The following is a 20088-nucleotide window of genomic DNA, read 5'->3' on the forward strand; positions in this document are numbered from 1 at the left end:
ACAGATAAACCACGAACAACACTGGGGTGAGTGCTGGCAGCCTTATCCGTGTTCAAACATCAGGAACAGGTAAACGACAAACAGCACAAGATGGGTGGCGCCGTGCAGGGCGTGGGTACGGCCGCTGCTGAAGGTCACTTTACAGACCATGAGGGTGGTGATGAGCAGCACCATGTCGGCAGGGGAGAGGCCCAGGCGCACTTCCTGCCCCATCAGGGAGCCGATGAAAAGTACGGAGGGTACCGTGAGGGCGATGGTGGCCAGCACGGAGCCGAAGTAGAGATTCATGGCCCGCTGCAACTGGTTGTTGAAGGCCGCCTTGATGGCGCCGACCGCTTCGGGGGCCAGTACGATACAGGCGACGATGAAACCACCCAGCGCCATCGGGGCTTCCATCACGTGCACCCCGTAGTTGATGGGGATGGCCAGGGTCTTGGCCAGCAGGATCACCACCACCAGGTAGGCGAGCAGCAAGAGGGTGTGATAGACGTTGCTCTGCAGCGGGCCGTGGTGATCCTCGAGATCCTCGTGATCGCTGTCGACGAAAAAGTGGCTGTGGCTGCGGGTCTGGATCAGCAGGAAGACACCATAGAGCAGGATGGAGATGATGATCAGCATCCATGACATGGCCTTGGAGAGGCTGCCCAGAGTGCCGCCCTGGGTGAAGTTCGGCAGGACCAGACAGAGCAGAGCCAGGGGAATGATGGCCACCAGATAGGATTTGACCCCGTCCAGATTGAAGTTCTGGGTGTGATAGCGCCAGCCGCCAAACAGCAGGGTGAAGCCCACCAGACCGTTGGTGACCAGCATCACCACCGCGAACATGGTGTCACGGGCCATGGTGGGATTGGGATCGCCGGTCAGCATGACGGAGGAGATCATCACCACTTCCAGGGAGATGACCGAGAGGGTCAGGATCAGGGTACCGAAGGGTTCCCCGAGCTTGATGGCGAGGGCGTCAGAGTGACGCACGACGGAGAAGATGGCCCAGGTCACGATGGCAAGCAGGGCCAGCGACACCGGCAGGTAGACTGCAAGGGGGGTTGTCTCTGCCAGCAGGTCGCTCCCCAGGGTTTTGAAGAAGAGCAGGGTCAGCAGACCGGCAGGCAGAGCAATCTCTTGTCGGATAAAAGACTTCATAGGCAGTGGTTCTCATCTCGGGGCGGCCTCGGCCGACGGGGTATGGAGCGACTTGGTGCACCCAAGGTGCACAGACCCATGATAAGGGGAGATGCTCCTCATGCGGAGCATCATTTTGTTGCAGAGGGTGAGAGGCGGGGTAGATACCGCCTCAGTGCGGGTCGGAGGGGCTGGTTGTCTCGCCCTCTTGCCATGCCATCAGCCAGATCTTCAGTTTGCTCAGGGGCATGGGCTTGGCATAGACGTAGCCCTGGATCAGGTGGACTCCGTGGCGATGCAGATAATCCACCTGCTCCTGGGTTTCGACCCCTTCGGCGATCATCTCCATGCCCGATTTGAGGCCGAAAGCGATGGTGGCATCCAGCACGCTGCGCTTGAGGTCGTCCGTGCCTATGGTATCCACGAACATCTTGTCGATCTTGATCTGGCGAATGCCGAGCCGTTGCAGGTAGGCAAAGCCGCCATAGCCGGTGCCGAAGTCATCCAGCTTGAAGTGATAGCCCCTCTCCTGCAGAGCTGCGATCTCCGCCATGGCCCCCTGGATGTGCTTGATGGGATCCCGCTCGGTGAGTTCGAAGGTGAGGCGGGCCGGCGAGGGCCAGCCATGGCGCTGCAACTGGGTGCGCAGACGAGGTTGCTCGATATGGCCCGCCACCAGATTGACGCTGACCCACTGGTGCGGGGCCAGGACGGGGAGATCCGCCAGGATGCGCTCCAGCAGTTGATCCGTCATCGGCAGGATCAGCCCCTGCTCCTCCGCATAGGCGATGAAGGTGCCTGGCGACACCAAATCCCGTCCTCGCTGCCAGCGCAGCAATGCCTCGAATCCCACCACCCTTCGGTTTCTGCTGTCCACTATGGGCTGATAGAAGGGGATGAACTCCCGCCGAGCCAGCCCTCTTTGCAACAATCCTTTGAGGGAGCGCCGGTAGTTTCTAAGGCTCCAGTAGAGGGCCGCCAGCAGCGCCCCCAGCGCCCCGGCCGACCAGAGGCCATCACGGTGTATCTGTGAGCGGGCGTAGCGTTTCAGTGCCTCGCCAGCCCAGAGGGTCTGTTCCACCTGATGCTGGGGGTCGAAACTGAGCAGCCGCATCGGGTTTGCCTCTTCTCGAATGTGCTTGTTGCCACGGGGGAAAAAGAGCCCGGACTGGGTCGGGTGCTTGTGGTTGAACTCCAGGTAGAAACAGTCGTTGCAGGGGGTGCGCAGCAGCTCATGGCTCCAGCTGCTGTCGAGCACCCAATAGGCCAGATTGCCGTTGCGTCTCGCATAGACCAGGGTTTCGCGTTCGGTATCGAACATGGGGGCCGTGCTGGAAATATGAAAGTCGGGGGAGACCGGTATGCCGGCGTCGGCAAGCTGGGGCAGGGCGGGGCCCAGGGTGGAGCAGCCGCTCCCGTTGGCAAGCTGCAGGCCGGCCAGGCGAATATGGCGGTTGTAATACTGAGGTGAGCGCAGCAGCGCCATGTCTTTGGGGCCGCAATCGAAGGCAAAGTGGGCGAGTTGAGCGGGGACATCTTGATCCAGGAGCTGGTTGCGCTCCTGCTGGTAGTCGAGCAGAGCCCTTTCCTTTGTCTGCAACAGGTGGTGAGCCAGCTTGTCGCTCAACAGGGGGGTGAGCAACAGCATCAGCAGCGGGGGCAAACAGAAGAGGCCCAGAGGAATCCATAACGGAGATCGTGCAGACATGGTGGGCCCCCTTCTTCCCTGAAATGAAACAACCCGATTGAGACTCAAGCATCATAGCATTAGCTGCATCGATTTGAGCCAAGTTGGTCACACTTGGAACAAAAACGATAATTAATTGATAAATAAAGGATATGACTACACACCTGAACAAGATTCAATCGCTGACCTGTCATAAATGACAATTGTCCAGCTTATCTGAAGTGGCTAAAGTAGCGGTGCGGTTTGACTCACCGTGTGTTCAATACTCCTGTATCTATTTTTGTCAGTAGCACAGAGTGTTAGTTTTGATATGAGTGTTTCTTTTGGTCCCCGTTGTGGGACCATTTTTCTGTCCGCTCCTCAGCCTGTGTCCCCTCGTTCTCTCCCTTGATGCCTCTTTTGCGGCCCGCACAACGGCGCCGCATGACGCATCCGCCCGCTTATTTGCAGAAGCGGGATCTTCATCCATAGGCGGCGTTTGGTCTGGGCTGATACCATGATGCCCTATGGATGCTGTCGGCTACGGAAAGGCACATGAAACTGACCACTCAACTCGTCTCTTTTATTACGCTGTGCGTGATCTCGGCCATGGCCATGGTGATGCTCGGCGGGGTCTTCAGTTTCCGCCAGATGGGAATGGAGCTGCAGCAGAACCGGGTCGACTCCCTGGTGGAGATCATCGACAAGCAACTGGGGGTGACCGATGACCAGCAAGCCCTTGCCCGGTGGCTGCCCTCCCTGTTGCGGGCCTCCCATGTGGTGGAGCTGGAGATCCGTCAGGACAAGCAGCGGGTCTACTGGTTTCGCGATGTGCAGCAGCAGACGGACGAGAGCCTGCTGATCGCCTACAGCGAGGCGATCCCCAATCAGGCCGGGATGCGGGCCGACTTCAAGCTGGACAGGCCGTTCAAGGAGTTCGAGTACTCCATGAAGGCGATGTTCGGCATCTCTCTGGGTATCTTCATCGTGGTGTTCGGGCTCTGGTACTCCATCCGCTGGCTGCGTCTGCAGTTGCGCGGTGCCGAGCTGCTGGCGGAGCGTGCCCAGCTGATCCTGGATGGCAAGCTGACCAAGCTGGCCCATGACCCTGCCGAAGAGTGGCCTGTTTCGGCCAGTCAGGCCCTCACCCATCTGCTGACCGAGCTGGCCGACGCCCGCAAGGAGCGCAGCCGCTTCGACAACTTCATCCGCAGCAACGCCTTCGTTGACAAGACAACGGGCATCGGCAACCGCCTCTTCTTCGACAACCGGCTGGAGAGCGCCATCATGGAAGCAAGCGTGATCAGCGGCGGTGTGCTGCTGATCGAGCTGGCCGGTCTGGAGGAGCTGGATCCCGAGCTGAGCGGGCGCCCGAGCCAGGAACTCCTGATGGAGGCGAGCGCCACCATCGCCGCCTTCGTGCGAAAGCACAGCGGAGCCCTGCAGGCGCGCTATGCCGGTCAGGTCTTTGCCGTGCTGCTGCCTAACATGTCAGAGAGCGAGATGGTGGACGGTGCCAGCCAGTTGCTCAAGAGTCTGCAGCGGCTGCACTGGCCCGAAGCGGTCAATGCCGACACCGCCGTCTATCTCGGTGCGGTCTGCTACCAGGCACAGGATTCCCTGCTCAAGGTGCAGGAAGAGGCAGAGCTGGCGCTCAAGAGCGCACGCCTGCAAGGACACAGCGGCTGGTTCCTGTTCGAGAAATCCCTCAACGAGGAGGCGAGCAGCAAGGGAACGGTGCGCTGGCGCACCCTGATCAGCCGTCGCATCGAGGAGCAGGGCATCGACTTCTACGTCCAGCCTGTGCAACAGGAGCGGGAGCAGGTGGTGTTGCAGCAGGAGCTGCTCATCCGCCTTCACGACGAGCAGGGCCGGGAGCTGCAGGCGGGGGTCTTCATGCCCATGGCGGAGAAGGCCGGTCTGCTGCTGCCGCTGGACAGACTGGTGGTGGCCCGAGCCTTGCGACTGCTGCGCCAGCGACCGGCATCGAGCTGCCCTATCAGCCTCTCTCTGTGCGCCCAGAACCTGCTCACCCGCGAGTTCCAGCGTGAGCTCTTCTTCGAGCTGTTCCAGTTGCCGCGCAGTACCAACGAGGGGTTGATCCTGCAGTTGTCGGAGTCCCAGGTGACCCGCCACTACGAAGCCCTCAAGCGGCCGCTTCGGGCGATGCGCATGCTGGGGTGCAGGCTGGCCATCGATCATGCGGGCCAGGACGTGGTGAGCACCCAGTACATCAAGGAGTTCGAGATCCACTTCCTCAAGCTGCACCCCAGCCTGGTGCGGGAGATCCACCTGCGCCAGGTCAACCAGATGGCGGTACGCAGTCTGGTGGGGGGCTGTGCCAATACCCAGACCCGGGTCATCGCGGTGGGGGTGGAGAGTGGCGACGAGTGGAAGATGTTGCGACACCTGGGCGTGCATGCCGGTCAAGGTCCCTGGTTTGCCGACCCCGAGCCCCTCAACCTGCCTGACTAGCGCCCCGGCCGGGGTGACAGGCGGCCCTGCTCCTGCAGGCCCGCCAGCCCCTGCAAGCCACCGGTGTGGATGAAGATGATCTTGCTGCCGCGCGCAATGCGGCCTGCCGCCAGTTCGCGAAACAGCCCCCACATCGCCTTGCCACTGTAGATGGGTTCCAGCGGCAAGCCGGTTTCGGCACTGAATGCCTGCACCCATTGCCAGAGTGCCGGACTGAACCTGGCATAGCCGCCGTCGTGGTGATCCAGCGCGATGCGCCAGCCCGGGATGGTGGCCGCCGCCGGATGCAACCGGCATACCTCGCCGGTGATGAAGTCGGCCCCCTTGAGCACCGCGATGGCCAGGATCTGCTCCTGCGCCCGCTTGCCCGCGATGAGCCCCGCCAGGGTGCCGCCGCTGGCGCAGGGCAGCACCCAGAGATCCGGCGAGAAGGGCACCTCGTCGACCAGCTCGGCCACCCCGGGGATGGCCAGCGGGCTGCTGCCTCCTTCCGGTACCAGCAGGGTGTCGTCATCCTCGAACCGGGCAAGCCATTCGGGATCCTGGCGCCGGCGATAGTCCTGCCGGTCGACAAAAACGAGATCCATGCCCCAGCCTTTGGCCGCTTTCAGGGTGGGATTGCTGACGGTATCCCCTTCACCGCGTATGATGCCCGTGGTGCGCAGTCCCAGTCTGAGTCCTGCTGCGGCCAGGGCGTGGATGTGATTGGAGTAGGCGCCGCCAAAGGAGAGGATGTGGCCCTTGCCCAGCATCTGTGCCTGTTGCAGATGGTATTTGAGCTTTCGCCACTTGTTGCCGGAGAGGGTCGGGTGGATCAGATCGTCCCGCTTGCACCAGAGCGTGACGTCATGGGCTGCCAGCAGAGGATGCCGGATCCGGTGCAGGGGGGAGGGGAGCTGAAGGGGAGCCATGGGATCGTCTCCCGTGGGTGCCAGCGTGGCCGTCGATGCGTCGTTTGTCATAAAGTTGGAGGCTAATAGCCTGTTTATGTTAAGGTTTAGTCCGTTTTACGCGGCCAGGTGAAGATCCAGATGATGTCACTGTTCAGACGTTCTCCCTCCAGCCATCAGGTCGGGATCCTGCTGGCCAGCGATCGCATTCTGCTGGCCTGCGTGGACCCCGTTCCCGTGTTTGCCAGCCAGCCTGTCAACGGCCCCCACGACTGGTCCAAGGCCCTGGCCGAGCTGTTTTCCCGGCACGGTCTGGCCAAGTCTAAGGTGCGGGTGGCCCTCGCGGCCAGCCTTTATCAGCAGATCCAGATCGACAAGCCTGCCGTCCCCGATGCCGAGATGGCGGGGGCCCTGCCCTGGGCCATCAAGGATTTCGTCAACGAGCCGGTGTTGCAGCTCGCCATGGATTATGTGGACCTGCCGACTCCCCCTGCCGGGCGTCCGCGCATCAACGTTGTCTGCATGCCCAAGAGCCGGGTGCAGCAGGTGGCGGATGCGGTCAACGGCGCGGCGACCCTGGAGGCCATCGTCAGTGACGAGCTGGCCATGACGGCCCTCTACGAGGCGGACCAGATGGTGCGCATGCTGCTCTGGCAACCCCGGGGGCAGGAGCTGCAACTGCTGGTCTTCCATCGGGGCGGACTCTGTTTCTCCCGCCAGTTGCGCGGATTTGCGAGCCTCACCGGCAGCCATGAGCCAGATGCCGACCAGCTCGACGCGCTGGCGCTGGAGATCCAGCGATCCATCGATTATCTGGCCGGCCATCTCAAGTTGCCCGAGCCCGGCCAGTTGCAACTGGCCATCGCCTCCTCCGCCATGGGGGTACTGGTGCGTCACCTGGAACAGACATTCGGTTTCCCGGTGTCGGCCATGGCAAACAAGGCGGTACTGGCGGGAGTCGAATACCTCAGTGCCTATGGCGCGGCCCTGGGCAGGAGCGACTGATGAAACACCATATCAACCTCTATGGCGCCGAATTCCGGCCAAGACGCCTGTGGGCCAGCCTGCCCCAGATGGCGTTGGTCTGGGGTGGCGTCCTGGTGCTGCTGCTGGGGGCCACCCTCTTCTATGGCTGGCAACAGCAGGGCCTCGATCGTGAATTGGCTGGCGTGCGGGCACAGCTCGACGTGCAGCGCGGCGAGGCCAGGCGTCTCGATGCGGAGCTGGCGCGCCATCTGGCGAATGCAGACTTGCAGCGGCAACTGGCCGACAAGCGGGAAGAGCTGGGGGCGAAACAGGCGCTGATGCAGCAGCTTGGCCACCTCTCCCTGCAAAAATCCCAGGGCTATGCGGGGGTGATGGCGGACCTGGCCCGCCTGCGGGATCCCCGCCTCTCCCTGCAACGGATCGAAATAAGCGACGGGCGCATCAACCTCGCGGGCGTGGCCGAACGCAGTCAGGACGTGCCCGCCTGGGTGAACCGCTTCAAGCAGACCCCCTCCCTGGCGGGCAAGCAGTTTGGCGAGCTCACCCTGAGTCGGGACAAGGAGGGCCAGCTTGCCTTCCAGCTCAGTGGCATAGCGCGGGAGACTCCCTGATGGACATGAAGGCACAATGGCAGGGATGGGGGCAGCAGATCGCAGCCCTCAGCCTGCGTGAGCGGATCCTCATTCTGTTGACCGGGGTCGTGCTGCTCGGGGCCATGGGCATCTATGGCTGGCTGGATGACGCCGACACCCGGCTGGGCCAGGATCGGCAGGCCCTGGCTGCGGCGCAGCGGGATCTGGAGATCCTGACCCTGGAAAACCAGGGCAAGCAGGCCAGGCTGGGGCGGGATCCCGATGCCCAGGTGCGCGATCAGCTCGCCGGTGTCGAGACGTCCCTGCGCCAGATGGATGCCGAGTTGCTGGCTCAGACGGTGGATCTGATCCCCGCCCACGAAATGCCCGCAGTGCTGGAGGCCCTGTTGTCCCGCTCCGCCAACCTGCATATGCTGGCGCTCACCTCCCTCAAGCCCGAGCCGCTGATGGCCGGGGAGCAGAAGGTGAACCTGTTCAGGCACGGCATCCGGCTTCAGCTGGAGGGCGGCTATTTCGATGTCTACCAGTACCTGAAAGCGCTCGAAGCCCTGCCTCGGCACTTCTACTGGAAGGGCTTTGACTACCGGGTGGTCGAGCATCCCAAGGCGGCGGTAGCGATGGAGATCTACACCCTCAGCACCAGCAAGGAGTTCATCCGTGGTTAAGCGGCATGTCGGCGGGACGGGATCCCGCATTTTTGCCTTCCCATCCTGGCGCTGGCTGGCCCTGTGGGGGAGCCTGCTCGCGCTGCAGGCCCAGGCCGAGGTGCTGCAGGATCCCACCATGCCCCTGGCGGGATCCGGCTCGGCGGCGAGTGTCGCCAAGGAGGCCGGTCTGCCCAGGTTGCAGAGCGTCATCCTGGGGAGCGGGCCCGCCCTGGCTGTGCTCGACGGTCAAAGCTACCGGGTCGGCCAGCAGGTCAACGGATTCCGGCTGGTGGGGATCAGCGCCGACAGCGTGGTGCTGGAAAAAGCGGGCAAACGCCAGACACTGACCCTGTTTGGCAGCAAGATCCGGATGTGAAGTGGGTGTCGCACGGGATGGTGCGGGCCAGGTTTGTCGAGTTTCATAGCGAGTCAGGTGCACGAATAACATGAAAAAACACCCTTTTTGTCTGCTTCCCCTCGCGCTGGCGGTGGCGGGTTGCACTACCTATCGTCACCCCGAGCCGGTACAGGCCAAAGATGCACTCAAGCAGGCGATGAGCGAGCAGAGCCCGACCGCCCCCCTGACTTCCCTGCCGCCCTCGGTGCAGAGCGAGCTGTTGCAGCTCAATCGTCCCCAGCAGCCGATGACCATTCCCGAGAAGCGGATGCGCATCGCGGCCCATGACGTGGACGCGGTGGAGTTCTTCGGATCCCTGTTCAAGGGCTCCCGCTACAGCGTGGCGGTCCATCCCGGTGTGGCGGGCGTCATTTCGGTAGAGCTCAAGGACGTGACCCTGCAGGAGGCGCTGGCGACCGTCGGCGACATGTACGGCTTCGACGTACAGCGCAAGGGCAACGTGTTCCACGTCTATCCCGCCGGTCTGCGCACCGAGACCATTCCGGTCAACTACCTGATGATGGCCCGGCGCGGTCTCTCCCGTACCTCGGTGAGCACAGGCGGGGTGACGGCCAACGACAACAACAATGGCAATAACAACAACTTCGACAACGGCCTGAACAACAGCGGCAACAACAACAGCCAGGGCAACACCGCCAGCGGTGACAACAACACCAACAGCAACGGCACCCGCATCGAGACGGACAGCAACAACGACTACTGGACCGATCTGCGGGATGCCCTGCAGACCCTGATCGGCACAGGGGAAGGGCGGGCCGTCATCACCAGTCCCCAGGCGGGCCTGGTCACGGTGCGTGCCTATCCCAAGGAGCTCAAGGCGGTGCGCGAGTTCCTGGACCAGTCCGGCGAACACCTCAAGCGCCAGGTGGTGCTGGAAGCGCGGATCCTGGAAGTGTCCCTCAACGAGGGTTACGAGCAGGGGGTGGACTGGAGCGGCCTCTCCGCAAGCTGGGACGGCGGCAAGGGCATCACGGGGGGCGGCTCCCTCATGGACAGCCCCATCGCTTCGACTCCCAACCAGATCTTCCGGGCTCTGGGGGGCGGCGCCGGTTTCACCATCTCCGATGGCAACTTCAACGTCGCGGTCAGCCTGCTCAAGACCCAGGGGGACGTGAACACCCTCTCCAGCCCGCGCGTGACGGCCACCAACAACCAGAAAGCGGTGATCAAGGTGGGGACGGACGAATACTTCGTCACCAACGCCTCGACCACCACCACCACCTCGGGGACTTCGGCCCCCATCGTCACCCCGAACGTGGAGCTGACCCCCTTCTTCTCGGGGATAGCCCTGGACGTGACGCCCCAGATCGACGAGCAGGGCAAGGTATTGCTGCATATCCACCCCTCCGTCATCGACACCGAGGAGCAGAGCAAGACCATCAGCGTCGGCACCGCCGATCCCCTGGTGTTGCCGCTGGCCAAGAGCTCCATCCGCGAGTCCGATACCGTGGTGCAGGCCAACAATGGGGACATCATCGTCATCGGTGGTCTGATGAAGACCGACAGGCAGGAGATTGTCAGCAAGGTGCCCCTGCTGGGTGACATCCCCTGGGTCGGTGAGGCCTTCACCAACCGCCGGGAGAGCAACCGCAAGGTGGAGCTGGTGATCCTGCTCAAGCCCACCGTGGTGGAAAAGGATACCTGGCAGAAAGAGCTGCAACGCTCCTCCGAGCTGCTCGACAAATGGTATCCCCCCAAGGGCTGATCCGGGATGACACGCCTGTTGAGCACTCCTTCTCCCATGTGGCGGCGCCTCCCGGCTGCCGCCAGTCTGCCCTGCCCGACGGCGGAGGCGCCATGTCGCTGATCCGGGGCTGTCTGCGGCTGCGCACCCGGGGCTCTGGCCGGGAGGGTGCATGTATCTGAGCCACTTCGGACTGCGGGAGGCCCCCTTCGGCCTGACCCCGAACACCGGTTTCTATTACGGCCTGCCCCCCCACGAGGAGGCCATGCAGGTACTCAACTGGGCGCTTTCCCAGGGGGAGGGGTTCATCAAGGTGACCGGCGAGGTCGGCACCGGCAAGACCCTGCTCTGTCGCAAACTGCTGAGCGAGCTCGGCTCCGAGGCCTGCCCGGTGCGCCTGGCCTGGCTGCCCAACCCCCATCTCACTCCGGGGGAGCTGCGCACGGCCCTGGCCCTGGAGCTGGGGTTGACGCTGGCGGGGGAGAGCGAACTGGATCTCACGGATCGCATTCACCGCCATCTGATCTCCCTGCATCGGCAGGGGAGTCGGGTGGTGGTGCTGATCGACGAGGCGCAAGCCCTGCCGGACGAGACCCTGGAGGCGATCCGGCTGTTTGGCAACCTGGAAACCGAATCCAGCAAGCTGCTGCAAATCGTGTTGTTCGGCCAGCCCGAGCTGGATGCCAGGCTCGGGCAGCCCCGTCTTCGCCAGTTGCGCCAGCGCATCGGTTTTTCCTACCGCCTGCGGCCGCTGCGGCTCGACGAGACCCGGGCCTATCTGGAGTACCGGCTGCAGGTGTCCGGCTATCGCGGGGCCGCCCTGTTCGATGGCCGCGCCCTGCGCAGGCTGTGGCGCGCATCCCGCGGCATTCCCCGCCTCATCAACATACTGGCGCAGAAGTGCCTGATGCTGGCCTATGGCCGCGGTGTACGGCGGATCGACAGCGCCCTGGTCCGGCTCGCCATCCGGGATACCGATGATGCCCGCCGTGGCCGTCTCACCCTCTGGTGGCCCCTGTTGTTGTTGCTGGGCACCGCCCTGGCGTATGGAGTCTGGTCATGAGCGTGATCAATCAGATGCTGAAAGATCTGGATAGGCGTCAGCAAGAGGCCGAGGGAGCCGCCGTCTATGTGGCGCCGGTGCGCCAGCAAGGCTGGTGGATGCTGGTGCTGACCCTGCTGTGTACCCTGGCCCTGGGGATCCTCGGCTGGCGCACCTGGATCTTCTGGCAGCAGAGCCAGCGAGCCTCCCTGCCAGCGGCGCAGGTCGAGGCCCCCCGTACCGCCCCTGCGGTGGCGCCATCCGCGCCCCTGGCGGTGGTGGCCACCACGCAGGCGGTCTCCTCTGCCGCGCCAGTGGCAAAGGTGCCCGCCGCCAGTGCCGAGTCGACCGCCGCGAGAGTGGCCCCCTCCGCAGCCGAGCAGGCTCCGGCCGATGAGGCCGTGCTCGCCGATGAGGGCAATCCGGAGGAAGCGCTGGGGGACGAGACGATCCCGAGCGACGAGGAGCTGCAGCCGGACCTCTATGCCGAGCTGGCCGCGGAGCAGAGCGCCGAAGAGGCGCCTGCACCCGCCGCGCCGCGCAAACCCGGGATCCTGAAGATCGAGACGGTGGAACTCTCCGACGCCGAGCTGGCCACCCTGGCCGAGCGCAAGGCGACCACGGCCATGGCCAAGGGACGGATGGAGGAGGCGCAGGATGGCTACTACGAAGTGCTGGCCCACGATCCCCACAACCAGGGGGCGCGGGAACAGCTGGCGGGCCTGCTCTATGGCGCCGGACGGCTGACCGAGGCCGCCCAGGTGCTGGAAGAGGGGCTGAGGCTGGATCCCGCGCAGGCGGACCTGCGTCTGCTGCTGGCCCGTGTGGCCATCAGCGGCGGGGATCGGCAGAAGGCGCTGGACTGGCTCACCGGCTATCAGCCCGATATTGCCAGCAATCTGGATTATTACGCCACCTGGGCCGGTCTTGCCCAGGAGCTGGGGCAGCCTGTCCAGGCGTCCGAGATGTACGTCAGGCTGCTGCGCCAGCAGCCGGATCAGGGGCGCTGGTGGCTGGGACTGGGGGTGGCGGAGGATGGTCAGGGACACCGTCAACGGGCACTGGATGCCTATCGCAATGCCCAGTTGCACGGCAATCTGGGGGAGGCCTCCACCCAATGGCTCGAACAACGAATTGGCCAACTGACCCATTGATTAAAGCGGCAGTTCGATGAGCCCATGCCATCGGACAAGGCAGCGGGCGTGAAGCAACAGAGATCGGAGCAATAATGGCACAACCCAGACTGAAAATGCGCCTAGGCGACCTGCTGGTACAGGAACAGATCATCTCGGATGATCAGCTGCAGCTGGCCCTGCAGCAGCAGCGTCAGACCGGCCGCAAGCTGGGGACCACCCTCATCGATCTCGGCTTCATCAGCGAGGTGCAACTGCTGACCTTCCTCGCCCGTCAGCTGGATGTGCCCTTCTTCGATCTCAACAACCTCACCATCGACGTCTCGGCCGTGGCGCTGTTGCCCGAGGTGCAGGCGCGCCGCTACCGGGCGCTGGCCGTCAACCTGAGCGACGACAAGGTCACCGTGGTGATGTCGGATCCGGCGGATCTGAGCGCCCTCGACGCCATCGCTGCCCTGCTCAGCCCGCGGGAGCTGGTGCTGGCCGTGGCCCGTGAAGGCCAGCTGCTGGAGTATTTCGACCGCCTCTATCGCCGCACCCGGGAGATAGAGAACTTCGCGGTGCAACTGCACGAAGAGCACCAGGAGACCGGCTTCGAGCTGGGGGCCGGCAGCCTCAATGCCGCAACCGACGAGGGGGAGGCGACGGTGGCCAAGCTGCTGCGCTCCCTGTTCGAGGACGCGGTACAGGTGGGTGCCTCCGACATCCATATCGAACCGGACGAGAAGGTGCTGCGCATTCGCCAGCGTATCGACGGCGTGCTGCATGAGAACATCCTCAACGAGGTGCGCATCGCCCAGGCGCTGGTGCTGCGCCTCAAGCTGGTGGCCGGGCTCGACATCTCCGAGAAGCGTCTGCCCCAGGATGGCCGTTTCAACATGAAGGTGCGCGGCCGCGACGTGGATGTGCGGATGTCCACCATGCCGGTGCAGTATGGCGAGTCCGTGGTGATGCGGCTGCTGGATCAATCCTCCGGCATCTTGTCGCTCGCCGAGACCGGGATGCCGCCCGCCATCCTGACCCGCTTCCGTCGTCAGCTCAAACGTCCTCACGGCATGATCCTGGTGACGGGCCCGACCGGCAGCGGCAAGACCACGACGCTCTACGGTGCCCTCTCCGAGCTCAACCAGGCCAGCCACAAGATCATCACGGTGGAAGACCCGGTGGAGTACCGCCTGCCCCGCATCAGCCAGGTGCAGGTCAACCCCAAGATAGGGCTCACGTTCTCCCAGGTACTGCGCTCCACCCTGCGCCAGGATCCGGACATCCTGCTGGTGGGGGAGATGCGGGACAACGAGACGGTGGAGATCGGCCTGCGCGGCGCCATCACGGGTCACCTGGTGCTGACCACCTTGCACACCAACGACGCCGTGACCAGCGCTCTGCGTCTCATCGACATGGGGGCGCCCGGCTATCTGGTGGCGAGCGCCCTGCGGGCCGTGGTGGCCCAGCGCCTAGTTCGGCGGGTGTGTGAACACTGCGCCTGCGAGACGGCGCCGGACGAGGGGCAGGCCACCTGGCTCTCGGTGCTCTCCGGTGAAGCGCCGGGGCAGCATCGCTATCGCAAGGGGCGGGGCTGCCAGAGCTGCAACTTTACCGGCTATGCGGGCCGGATCGGGGTCTACGAGCTGCTGGAGCTGGATCAATCCATGATGGATGCCCTGCGCCGCAACGATGCCGAGGGGTTTGCCCGGGCGGCACGGGCGCACGAGCACTACCGCCCCCTGGCCCTGACGGCGCTCGACTATGCCCGCGAGGGGATCACCTCGGTGGACGAGGTGCTTCGGCTGGCCGAGGACCTGGGGTAACGCATGAGGCATCTGGATCGTACTGAATCACTCTGCCGGGGTCGCCCATGAACCGTTTTGCCTACAAGGGGCGTGACAGCCAGGGCCAGGCCGTCAGCGGTGTGGTGGAAGCGGTGAGCGAACTGGCCGCCGCCGAGCAGCTGATGCGCCGCGGGGTGATGCCCACCGAGCTGAAGGCCGGCAAGGCCAGGTCTGCCAGCATCGACTGGTCGCTGCTGCTGGAAGGGAGCGTCAAGCTGGAGGAGCTGGTGGTCTTCAGCCGCCAGATGTATGCCCTGACCCGGGCAGGCATCCCCATCCTGCGCGCCATCGCGGGGCTGGAGGAGAGCGCCCACAGCAAGCCCCTCAAGCGGGCGCTTCACGCCCTGGGGGAGGATCTGGCCAACGGCCGGCCGCTGTCGAGCGCGATGCAGTCGCACCCGAAGGTGTTCAGCAGCCTCTTCGTGGCCATCATCCACGTGGGGGAGAACACGGGTCAGCTGGAGGAGGCCTTCCTGCAGCTCGCCAACTATTTCGATCTGGAGCTGGAGACCCGCAAGCGGATCAAGACCGCCATGCGCTACCCCACCTTCGTGCTGATTGCCATCGCCGTCGCCATGGTGATCCTCAACATCATGGTGATCCCCGTCTTTGCCGGGATGTTTGCCAAGTTCGGGGTGGAGCTGCCGCTGGCGACCCGTATCCTGCTGGCCACCTCCCACTTCTTCGTTCACTACTGGTGGCTGCTGCTCGCCATCCTGGTGGGCGCCGTCGTCGGCTGGCGACGCTGGGTTGCCACCACCAAAGGCAGGCTGACCTGGCACAGATGGCAGCTGCGGCTGCCCATCGTCGGCTCCATCATAGAGCGCTCCCTGCTTGCCCGTTTTGCCCGCAGCTTCTCCATGATGCTCAAGGCCGGCGTGCCGCTCAACACAGCGCTGACCCTGGTGGCCGATGCGGTGGACAACGCCTGGATGGCGGGGCAGATCCGCGACATGCGGGGCGGCATCGAGCGGGGGGAGAGCCTGCTGCGCACCGCCGGGGCCAGCGGCCTCTTCACCCCTCTGGTGATGCAGATGATCGCGGTGGGGGAGGAGACCGGTCAAGTGGACGAGCTGCTGCACGAAGCGGCCGAGTATTACGAGCGTGAGGTGGATTATGACCTCAAGAGCCTCACCGCCCGCATCGAACCCATCCTCATCGGCATAGTGGCGGTCATGGTACTGGTGCTGGCGCTGGGTATCTTCACTCCCATGTGGGACATGATGAGAGCGGTGCGCGGCCAGTGACAGGGTTCAGCATCTTTACTCCCCTGATGGTGAGACACGATGAGAGCGGTGCGCGGCCAGTGACAGGGTTCAGCATCTTCACACCTCTGATGGTGGGACACGATGAGAGTTGTTCGCGGTCAGTGACAGGGGTCAGCATCTTCACTCCTCTGATGGTGGGACATGATGAGAGCGGTGCGCGGCCAGTAGGCAGTATCTTCACGGTCATCCGGATGCCGCCCATGCCGGGTACAGAGAACAAGGTATAAAAGAGCATGAGCAGAGAGTCCGAGCAGGATGAGCACTGGCTGGGGGGATATCGGCGGGTCGTCGTCTTTATCCTGCTGGCGGTCATCGTCACGACCCTGGTCATGAGCTATCGCAATCACAGGGAAGAGGCGCTGGCCATCAGCGCCAGCCTGCTCGGTGAGCAGTTTGCACAGCGGGCCCAGCGCCTGCACGGACGCTGGCTCGACGAGCGGCGTCCGTCGGTGCTCCATGCCGAGGGCACAGCCTGGCAGTTCGATGAGCGGGGCTGGCCTCTGGCGGTGTTGCCGCGCCAGTCGCCATCGGCCGATTGCCGTCAGCTCTGGCTCGCCCTGCTGGGGCACGATGAGGGGCTCTCATCCTGGCAAGCCCTTGCCAGCGAAGGGGGCGGCGGGTGTGAATTCGGCCAGGAAGGGCACTGGCTGCACTACAGCTTCACCGATGGCCGGGTGGTGGCCCGCCCCTGATTGGGTGCTTCAAGTATTTCATTGACATGATTTTTTTCTATCCGCATGAAATAATGCGGACCATTACGGAGGCAGCATGGCAGCAAAGAGAGTGAGACCCGTTCGGGCGCTTGGCCGGATGGCCGGTTTTTCCCTGATTGAGCTGGTGATCGTCATCGTGATCCTGGGGATCCTGGCCGTCACCGCCTTGCCCCGTTTTCTCGATGTGACCGACGAGGCGAAGAAGGCGAGCGTGGAAGGGGTGTCCGGCGGTTTCGCCACCGGGGTGTCCCTGGTGCGTGCCCAGTGGGAGGCCGAAGGGCGCGCCAGGCAGGATGGGCTCAACACCGTGCTCTATGACGGCTCGCGTTTCTATCTGACCACGCCGACCGACAGTCAGGTCAGCAATGGCGAGCTCTCTCCCGGGTATCCCATGGACACGGCGGCAAGCGGCACGCCCGATGTGGATCCGGCCAGCCTGACGGCGGCCCGCTGCCTCAATATTTGGGAGGGGTTGTTGCAGAATCCTCCCAAGGCTACTGCCCGCTTTGACGAGGTGCGCGGTAGCGGCAATGACCTGAAGTTCTATGCCACGGTGAGCAACAATGGACTGGATTCGGTCTGCCGTTACTATCTGGTCAACAGCCTGAGCAAGGGAAGTGATGGACGTTATCAGGATCCGCAAGGGAGCACGGATGCGTTCATGAGTTTCAGTTATCGCCCGGCCTCCGGCCAGGTGACCACCCATATCAATTGATAAACCGAGGAAAGACGTAATGAAAAAGCAATCGGGCTTTACCCTGATCGAACTGGTCATCGTGATCATCATTCTGGGCATTCTGGCGGTCACCGCCGCACCCAAGTTCCTGAATCTGCAGGATGATGCGCGCACTTCTACCCTGAAAGGCGTTGAGGGCTCCCTGAATTCTGCTGGCGCCATGGTGTACAGCAAAGCCGTCATTGCAGGTAAAGACGCTGCCGAATCCGAAACGCTGGACATAGGCAATGGTGTCAACGTGGGGATCGCGTTTGGTTACCCCAAGGCAACCCAGGATGATCTTTCCAAAGTGCTCGAGCTGAGCTCTGGTGACTGGAGCTATAAAACTTCCGGTGCAAGCAGCATTCTGATCTTCCCGGCCGCTATTTCTTCCTCCACCGCGACCGATTGCTTCGTCACTTATACCCAGGCTACTTCGGTATCCCTGCCGACCTCTGAAGTGACGGCCTGTAAGTAAGGTCAATTTCAATCAAGATGGAGAGAGGGTCTCTCTCCATCTTCCTCCCAAGGAGTGCTGTGTCATGGCGGCACGAAGTGATGGTTTCACCCTGATTGAACTGGTGATCGTGATCCTGTTGCTTGGGATTCTGGCCGCCTTTGCCGTGCCTAAATGGCTGGGCAAAGGCGGCTTTGAAACCCATACCCTGCGTGACGAGCTGGTGGCCCGGCTGCGGCTGGTGCAGACCATGAACATGCAGGAAGGGGACGCGCGCTGCACCCAGCTGGTGCTGGAGGCGGGGCGTTTTGGCCATCTGACCGGGGCGAGCTGTGCGCCTGCCCCCATTTCGGGCTGGAGTGGGAATGAGCAGAGTCGCGGGCGCCTGGTTCAGGCGTCCGGCAACCTGCAACTCTCCCCCCAGGGGACATTCCATTTCGACAAGCGCAGCGGCAGGCCCCTGTGGCCTGGCTGCATCAACGGCTGCGAACTGGCAGTCAGCAGCGGCCAGGAGAGTGCCCGGCTGCGCATAGAGCCGGAAGGCTATATCCATGCGATCCCCTAAGGCGCGCCGCGGCTTCACCCTGGTCGAGTTCGTGGTCGGCATCGTGCTGCTGGCCGTCGCCCTGACCGGCATCCTGGGGCTGCTTGTCAATCAGGCTCCCCAGGCGGTGGACCCGGTGCAGCAGGTACGCGCCGCCCAGCTCGCCCAGCGCATCCTCGGCGAGATGCTGGAGAAGTCTTTCGACGAGCATTCCGATCACAACGGCGGCCGTTTTCGCTGCGGCGAGACGGCAGGAAGCCTGGCGGTGGCCTACCCGGCCTGCACCGACAGCGCCAGCTATGGCCCGGACAGCGGCGAGACCCGTCCCTACCAGTTCAACGATGTGGACGATTTCGACACGGCAGGCCGCTGGGTGGACGCCAGCTACTTTACTCAGGCCTCGGCCGCGAGCAGCGAAGAGGAGTATCGGCGCTACCAGGTGAAGATCGCGGTGGTGCCGGATACCCTCTTTGGCAGCGCGGGGGAGGGGGCTGAGTCCATCGGCAAGCGCATCACCCTGACCGTGCGCCTGCCGGACGGGAGTGAGCTGGTCTTCGGCCTCTATCGGGGGAACTACTGATGGGCAAGCCACATTCCCGTGATGCCGCGTGGGAATACCCATGCGCCAGACTCGCCCGTGACCGCGCCCGACTCGGGCGTGAGGGGGGCTTCACCCTGGTGGAGCTGGTGATGGTGATCCTGCTGCTCGGAGTGATGGCGACATTTTCCAGCCAGTTTATCGGTATCGGCACCCAGATTTACGGAGATGCCAGCCGCCGCGAGCAGCTGATGAGCGATGCCCGTTTCGCCCTGGAGCGGCTCAACCGCGAGGTGCGCGACGCGGTCCCCGGCTCGGTGCGGGTCGAGGACGAAGGGGGCGGTGCCCAGGAGCAGGGGGCCTGTCTGCGGTTCTGGCCCATCGCTACCGCTGGCCGCTACCTGGAGACGGCGAGCAGCACCGTGCTTCGCATCGTCGAGCCTGTCACCATGCCGGCAAAGGAAGATACGGCCATCATCTATCCGCTGCCTGACACGACCTCTGGCAGTACCATCACGCTGGACAAGGGGTGTGTGCAGGGGCGTTGCACTGCCAGAGTGACCGAGGTAGGAACTCCCGTCTCCGGGGCCGTGCCGCTGACCCTGGCTGGTGCGCTCGCCAAGGACTCGCCGGGCCAGCGCATCTATTTTGCGAATCAGCAGGTGCTCTATTGCGTGAGAGGGGGCAACCTCTGGCGCATGGCCAAGTCCCTCGACGACACCCTGAGCAGCAGCGAGACCACCCGGTTGATGGCGGAGCATATCCGTCCCGCCGCCTATTACTTCTATCGGGAACCCGCCGCCTTCAACCAGAGCGAGGTGGGGCTGCGGCTGGAGTTCGAGCAGCGCGACGAGCGCGTCGTCTTCCACCACAAGCTGGAGACCCTCAATGCGCCCTGACACTCCCTCCATGGTGAGGTCTCAGCGGGGCAGCGCCATCCTGATCGCCCTCTTCGTCATCGTCATCATGGCCCTGCTGGCGGCGGCCATGGGGCGTTTCCTGGTGGACAGCAGTGAGAAGCACACGGTGGAGGTGCGCGGTGTGCGTGCCCTGATGGCGGCCCAGAGCGGGCTGGAAATTGCCCTCTATCGACTCTATCCCAATGGCCAGTGGCAAGGGCAGCAATGCGCCGCCAGCACCAGTCTCAGTTTCACCGATGCGGGACTGACGGGCTGTCAGGCCATCGTCACCTGCAACAAGGTGCCGGTGAGTGCGGCCGGCGGGACCCAAACCGGATACCGATTCAGCAGTGAAGGGCGCTGTGGCCAACCCGATGCCGGCAGCGGCCCGAACCCCGATTTTGCCGTCAGCCGCACCCTGGTGGCGGAAGCTTTTGATGGAGTGACGCCATGAGCCCCCTGCCAAGGAGC

20 protein-coding genes are annotated in these 20088 nt (G+C 63.6%); 17 read left to right on the forward strand and 3 right to left on the reverse strand.

Annotated features, from left to right (window positions below):
* Positions 1-42 precede the first annotated feature (42 nt).
* Both ACB037_RS09715 and ACB037_RS09720 read right to left on the reverse strand, forming a co-directional pair.
* The gene (locus ACB037_RS09715; protein ID WP_010672612.1) at positions 43-1140 is read right to left on the reverse strand and encodes a calcium:proton antiporter; all 1098 of its coding nucleotides are present in this window, start codon (positions 1138-1140) and stop codon (positions 43-45) included.
* 151 nt (positions 1141-1291) lie between these two features.
* Positions 1292-2827, reverse strand: coding sequence for an EAL domain-containing protein (locus ACB037_RS09720; RefSeq protein ID WP_371175268.1), 1536 nt, complete (start codon positions 2825-2827; stop codon positions 1292-1294).
* Between the two features lie 513 nt (positions 2828-3340).
* On the opposite strand from ACB037_RS09720, the gene ACB037_RS09725 reads away from it, so the two are divergent.
* Positions 3341-5260 (forward strand): EAL domain-containing protein, encoded by a 1920-nt coding sequence (locus ACB037_RS09725; RefSeq protein WP_371175269.1) that lies wholly within the window; start codon positions 3341-3343, stop codon positions 5258-5260.
* Here the strand turns inward: ACB037_RS09725 and ACB037_RS09730 are convergent.
* On the reverse strand, positions 5257-6171 hold the full coding sequence (locus tag ACB037_RS09730) for a 1-aminocyclopropane-1-carboxylate deaminase/D-cysteine desulfhydrase (protein WP_161469768.1): 915 nt from the start codon (positions 6169-6171) through the stop codon (positions 5257-5259). The genes ACB037_RS09725 and ACB037_RS09730 overlap by 4 nt on opposite strands.
* 120 nt (positions 6172-6291) lie before the next feature.
* On the opposite strand from ACB037_RS09730, the gene ACB037_RS09735 reads away from it, so the two are divergent.
* The 16 genes from ACB037_RS09735 (at position 6292) to ACB037_RS09810 (ending at position 20071) form a co-directional block, all read left to right on the forward strand.
* The gene (locus ACB037_RS09735; protein ID WP_151027551.1) at positions 6292-7155 is read left to right on the forward strand and encodes an MSHA biogenesis protein MshI; all 864 of its coding nucleotides are present in this window, start codon (positions 6292-6294) and stop codon (positions 7153-7155) included.
* The gene (locus ACB037_RS09740) at positions 7155-7748 is read left to right on the forward strand and encodes a PilN domain-containing protein (RefSeq protein ID WP_010672617.1); all 594 of its coding nucleotides are present in this window, start codon (positions 7155-7157) and stop codon (positions 7746-7748) included. Before ACB037_RS09735 ends, ACB037_RS09740 begins: the two co-directional genes overlap by 1 nt.
* On the forward strand, positions 7748-8395 hold the full coding sequence (locus ACB037_RS09745; RefSeq protein WP_139736761.1) for a type II secretion system protein M: 648 nt from the start codon (positions 7748-7750) through the stop codon (positions 8393-8395). The genes ACB037_RS09740 and ACB037_RS09745 overlap by 1 nt, the downstream gene beginning before the upstream one ends.
* Before the next feature lie 28 nt (positions 8396-8423).
* Complete coding sequence (locus ACB037_RS09750) at positions 8424-8753, forward strand: MSHA biogenesis protein MshK (RefSeq protein WP_048209253.1); 330 nt, start codon at positions 8424-8426, stop codon at positions 8751-8753.
* A gap of 70 nt (positions 8754-8823) precedes the next feature.
* The gene (gene mshL, locus ACB037_RS09755) at positions 8824-10500 is read left to right on the forward strand and encodes a pilus (MSHA type) biogenesis protein MshL (protein WP_041212205.1); all 1677 of its coding nucleotides are present in this window, start codon (positions 8824-8826) and stop codon (positions 10498-10500) included.
* A gap of 151 nt (positions 10501-10651) precedes the next feature.
* Positions 10652-11542, forward strand: a complete 891-nt coding sequence (locus ACB037_RS09760; RefSeq protein ID WP_010672622.1) for an ExeA family protein — start codon at positions 10652-10654, stop codon at positions 11540-11542.
* A complete protein-coding gene (locus ACB037_RS09765; protein ID WP_103244110.1) occupies positions 11539-12675 on the forward strand; it encodes a tetratricopeptide repeat protein in 1137 nt (378 codons plus the stop codon). The genes ACB037_RS09760 and ACB037_RS09765 overlap by 4 nt, the downstream gene beginning before the upstream one ends.
* Before the next feature lie 74 nt (positions 12676-12749).
* Positions 12750-14462, forward strand: a complete 1713-nt coding sequence (gene mshE, locus ACB037_RS09770) for an MSHA fimbrial ATPase MshE (protein ID WP_043154387.1) — start codon at positions 12750-12752, stop codon at positions 14460-14462.
* 47 nt (positions 14463-14509) lie between these two features.
* On the forward strand, positions 14510-15730 hold the full coding sequence (locus ACB037_RS09775; protein WP_043154386.1) for a type II secretion system F family protein: 1221 nt from the start codon (positions 14510-14512) through the stop codon (positions 15728-15730).
* Positions 15731-15984: 254 nt separating this feature from the next.
* Positions 15985-16443 (forward strand): hypothetical protein, encoded by a 459-nt coding sequence (locus ACB037_RS09780; RefSeq protein ID WP_041214307.1) that lies wholly within the window; start codon positions 15985-15987, stop codon positions 16441-16443.
* A gap of 76 nt (positions 16444-16519) precedes the next feature.
* Positions 16520-17179, forward strand: a complete 660-nt coding sequence (locus tag ACB037_RS09785; RefSeq protein ID WP_041212210.1) for a type II secretion system protein — start codon at positions 16520-16522, stop codon at positions 17177-17179.
* Positions 17180-17198: 19 nt separating this feature from the next.
* Positions 17199-17657, forward strand: a complete 459-nt coding sequence (locus ACB037_RS09790; RefSeq protein WP_041214309.1) for a prepilin-type N-terminal cleavage/methylation domain-containing protein — start codon at positions 17199-17201, stop codon at positions 17655-17657.
* A gap of 64 nt (positions 17658-17721) precedes the next feature.
* Positions 17722-18201, forward strand: a complete 480-nt coding sequence (locus ACB037_RS09795; RefSeq protein WP_201969622.1) for a Tfp pilus assembly protein FimT/FimU — start codon at positions 17722-17724, stop codon at positions 18199-18201.
* Positions 18188-18760, forward strand: a complete 573-nt coding sequence (locus ACB037_RS09800; protein ID WP_264817999.1) for a prepilin-type N-terminal cleavage/methylation domain-containing protein — start codon at positions 18188-18190, stop codon at positions 18758-18760. Before ACB037_RS09795 ends, ACB037_RS09800 begins: the two co-directional genes overlap by 14 nt.
* Positions 18760-19617 carry a type II secretion system protein gene (locus ACB037_RS09805; protein ID WP_336582842.1) on the forward strand — a complete coding sequence of 286 codons (858 nt, stop codon included), beginning with the start codon at positions 18760-18762 and terminating at the stop codon, positions 19615-19617. Before ACB037_RS09800 ends, ACB037_RS09805 begins: the two co-directional genes overlap by 1 nt.
* Positions 19607-20071: an MSHA biogenesis protein MshP gene (locus ACB037_RS09810; protein WP_069652312.1), complete on the forward strand. Its 465-nt coding sequence runs from the start codon at positions 19607-19609 to the stop codon at positions 20069-20071. The genes ACB037_RS09805 and ACB037_RS09810 overlap by 11 nt, the downstream gene beginning before the upstream one ends.
* Positions 20072-20088: the final 17 nt, after the last annotated feature.

The organism is Aeromonas sp. S19(2024), from assembly GCF_041402625.1.
In the GTDB taxonomy this organism is placed as follows: Bacteria; Pseudomonadota; Gammaproteobacteria; order Enterobacterales; family Aeromonadaceae; genus Aeromonas; species Aeromonas caviae.